The sequence below is a fragment of the Phycicoccus flavus genome, assembly GCF_004025965.2.
In the GTDB taxonomy this organism is placed as follows: Bacteria; Actinomycetota; Actinomycetes; order Actinomycetales; family Dermatophilaceae; genus Phycicoccus; species Phycicoccus flavus.
On record NZ_SAYU02000127.1, the window covers coordinates 1 to 3,949 of the forward strand.

A 3,949-nucleotide genomic window follows, 5' to 3' on the forward strand; every position below is an offset into this window, starting at 1 on the left:
CATCCGTCGGATGCCGGCGCCGGGCTCGGCCGCCGAGCGGGCCTACCACGACCGCCTGCGGCGCAAGGGCAAGGCCGTGCCGGGCGAGAAGGCGGTGTCCACCGACGGCGAGGTCGTCGAGAGCACCGTCGTGCAGGGTGGCCAGCGGGTCCAGCCCAAGTCGAAGAAGCGGGCGAAGGGCGCGGGTCCCCGCGTCGCGAACGGTCAGACGGCGACGTCGCCGGACCCGGGTGACGTCGCCGGTACCACCGACGACACGCCGACCTCCGCGTCGGACGGGACGGACGCGAACGGGTCCGGCTACCCCGCAGCGAGCGGAGCGGTCGGTTCCGACGGACCGGTCGCCAAGCCCGCAGGCGCGGGTCCCGGCGCGAACGGGTCGGGATCCGGCCGCAAGAAGAGCAAGAAGAAGAAGCAGGGTCAGGGCTCGACGCGTCGCTGAGCGTCGCCCACCCCACACAGCCAGACCTCCAGCCACCCCCGCGAGACAGGGAGACCGCATGAGCGAGCAGCGCACCGACGACGTCACGGCGAAGGAGCCGACCGACGCCCCCACCCTCACCCCCGACGCCACGACGGCGGCGCAGACGCCGGGGGCCGTGCCGCCGGCCGACGGACCCCGCGACGTCGCGGACGAGCAGGGGTCCCCCGACGCCGGTCCTTCGGACGAGGCCGACGCCGATGAGGACCCGGACGAGGACCCGGCGACGGACAGCACGTCCGACGAGGCCGAGGAGACGGACTCCGCCGACGCGGTGGACGCCGAGAGCGCGACCGAGGACTCCTCCGACGAGGAGTCGGGCCAGGACGAGGCGGCTGGGCCGTCGACGAAGGCGTCCGGGCGGCGCTCCCAGCTCGAGCGCGAGGGCGAGGTCGCTGCCGACTTCCTCGAGACGCTGCTCGACATCTGCGACCTCGACGGCGACCTGGACGTCGACATCGACGGCGACCGTGCCGCGGTGGCGATCGTCGACAGCGACGAGGGCCGCGTGCCGCGCCGGCTCGTGGGTCAGGACGCCCAGGTGCTCGAGGCGCTCCAGGAGCTCACCCGGCTCGCGGTGCAGTCCGAGACCGGTGAGCGGAGCCGGCTCATGCTCGACGTCGCCGGCCACCGCGCGGAGCGCCGTTCCGAGCTGGTCCGGATGGCCAAGCAAGCCATCGACGGGGTGCGCAGCTCCGGTGAGTCGGCGTCGATGTCGCCGATGACCGCCTTCGAGCGCAAGGTCGTCCACGACGAGGTGCTGTCCGCGGGTCTGCACTCGGAGTCCGAGGGCAGCGAGCCGCGCCGCTACGTCGTCATCAGCCCCGCGTCGTAGGGATCGCGTTTCACGTGGAACACGACGGGGTCGACCCCGAGGCGACGGCCGCACCTGCTGGTGCGGCCGTCGTCTTCGGTGACCGACTGCCCCTGGCCGAGCGTTTCGCCGCCGTGCTGGCCGACACGGGCGTGAGCCACGGCCTCATCGGCCCGCGAGAGGTGCCCCGGCTCTGGGAACGGCACGTCCTCAACTGCGCCGTCGTCGAGGACGCGTTTCCTCCCGGCAGTCGGGTGGTGGACGTCGGGTCCGGTGCGGGACTCCCCGGCATCGCGGTGGCCATCGCCCGCCCGGACCTCGAGCTGTGCCTCGTCGAACCGATGGAACGGCGGACCACCTGGCTGTCCGGCGTCGTGGCGGACCTGGACCTGGAGAACGTCGTCGTGCGGCGTGGTCGGGCGGAGGAGTTGGCCGGGGAGGTGGCCGCCCCGTTCGTCACCGCACGTGCGGTGGCCCGGCTGGGCAAGCTCGCCCGCTGGTGTGTGCCCCTCCTGGAGCCGGGCGGCACCCTCGTGGCCATGAAGGGACGCAGCGCGCAGGACGAGCTCGACGCCGAGGAGCCCGTCCTGCGTCGCCTCGGTCTCGCCGACGGAACGGTGACGCGCCACGGCGAGGCGGTGCTCGGTGACCCGGTGCTCACGGTGGACCTACGCCTGACGAACCCCCCGGCACGACGGTCGGGTGGGCCCAAGGGCCGCGCCGGTCGAGGGCGCCGTCGCGGTCCTGGCGCGGACTGAGCTGCCGCCGCTCAGCCTCTCTTGGGTCGCTCGGCTGGTCGTAGCGCCTTCGCTCTGACCGACCACGTACCGACCATCAGCGATCGCGCGTCGAGGGCTGCCCGGCTCTGCCGTAGACCGACCCTGGAGTCGTCAACGCCTCACGCGGTGCCGTTTCACGTGAAACAAGCGACCGCGTCCGAGCTCGCGTGCTCCTGGGGGCAACCGAGCGCCCCCTCACAGAAGACCTCGAGGCCTGTCGGTCGACCCGGCCGCGACCACCGCGTCCGCTCTTCTGGACTCAGCAGCGGACCGTGCTGCCCTGCGGCAGCCGAGTCACCCCTGGCCTCGAGAGCCGAGACGGGTGCGACCCCCCGGGTCTCATCCGGCCGAGAAAGCTCGTGGTTCGTTCCGTCGATGCGCTGAGCTGAAGGGCCTGTCCTCGGCTGGTCGTCGTCGGGCCGAGAGTGGCGCGCGCCGGGGGGACGACGCGTCGACGTTTCACGTGAAACGCGGGGAGGACGTCGTCCGCACGAGTTTGGCGTCCCGACCTCGTGCATCGCCGGGAACGCGCCGGCCGCCGCGGCCGCGACATCCCGACGGGCTGCGAGCCCGGCCGCTCGACGACGGGGTCGCTGTCCTGTGCCCGGCGGGGACGGTTCGGGATCGAGCGCAGACGGTGCACCGCGGATGACCGCGGCAGGAGGTCGTCCTGCCGTCATCCATTGCGAAGGTACGTCGGGCGACCCCGGGCGCGCCCGGTTCTGGCGTCAGCCGCTGGAGTACCACCGATGACCCGGGGCGGGCGCGGCCTGGGAGGCTCTGGACGGACACGACCGCCCGGCTGCGGCGGTGGCGCTCGCGTGGCGGGCCACGAGGACGCGCTGCTCAGAACCACGTGGCGCCGGGCGCCTCGGGGGCTCTGTGGCCCCCCAGGTGCACATCGGCTCGGGCACACGCCGGGGTCTTCGGGCACCGCAGCCCGATGCCGGGGTGACAGTCCGGCACGTCGAGCCCACGACCGTCCGTCGTGAGACGGGCCCGCTCTCCCTCGGCCGTGTGGCTGAAGTCCGGGGTGGGTGGCCGCCCCGCCGGCGGCCCGAGCCCGACTCGGGCCGAGGGAGGGAATGGTCCTGGGGTGAGGCACCGGCGTCGGGTGACCGCGGCGTCCGTCACCGACGACGTCCACCGGTCGCGGGGGAGGCGGGCGGCCCGGTCCCTCGCTGGGCGAGGGCCCGCGTCGACCGCTCTCCCCGTGTGGCGTGGGCAGGTGCGTTCCGCGATCGGCGCCGGTTCGCGCTCACGTTCGCCGTCGACGGCTGCGCGGTTGTCCACAGGTTGTCCACCGCACCCAGGAGACGCGCTGTGGGCGGGCGCGAGATCGCCCACGACCGCGGTCTACCTGCGTTTTCCGCCCCGACGGCGCGCCCAGCGCGGGGACGAGAATTCTCGGTGAGGAACTCTCCGTGCACAGGTTGTCCACACCCGGCACGATCGTCTGGGACAGCCCAAGGCCGGACGCCGCACCGGTGCGAGGTACCGCGTCCTGTCGTCAGGGCGTGCGTCGCCAGATGGTCACCTGGGTCATCGGTCACGTGGGTCCGGTCCGCCGTCTGCCCCGAACCGGAAGGGCCCGGTGACGGAGAGAGGAGCTCTCGGGGCGGCGGGCCTTGTCCGGCACGATGAGCGGAGGGACGCCGGCGGCGGGCCTTATCCACCACGATGAGCGTGCCGGTGCCGGTGCCGGTGCCGGTGCCGGTGCCACGCGAGGACCGCGCCTGCCGCTCGACGGGACCGTCGGCGCGTCGCCCTCGAGCCGTCGGCTGGGGACCGTCGCCGCGCTCCGCGGGCATCCCACCGGAGCCTCGGGTGTCGGGCTCGGATGTCACCGGCCACGACTGCACCACCACCGGGGTG

The 3,949-nt window shown here is 73.8% G+C and carries 2 protein-coding genes and 1 pseudogene; all 3 read left to right on the forward strand.

Going from position 1 to position 3,949, the window contains the following annotated elements:
• Positions 1-442, forward strand: a pseudogene (locus EPD83_RS19945) (hypothetical protein); the annotation flags it as partial.
• Between the two features lie 313 nt (positions 443-755).
• Positions 756-1,316, forward strand: coding sequence for a Jag family protein (locus tag EPD83_RS19950; RefSeq protein WP_165567058.1), 561 nt, complete (start codon positions 756-758; stop codon positions 1,314-1,316).
• Between the two features lie 14 nt (positions 1,317-1,330).
• Positions 1,331-2,053, forward strand: coding sequence for a 16S rRNA (guanine(527)-N(7))-methyltransferase RsmG (rsmG, locus tag EPD83_RS19955; RefSeq protein WP_165567057.1), 723 nt, complete (start codon positions 1,331-1,333; stop codon positions 2,051-2,053).
• Positions 2,054-3,949 lie beyond the last annotated feature (1,896 nt).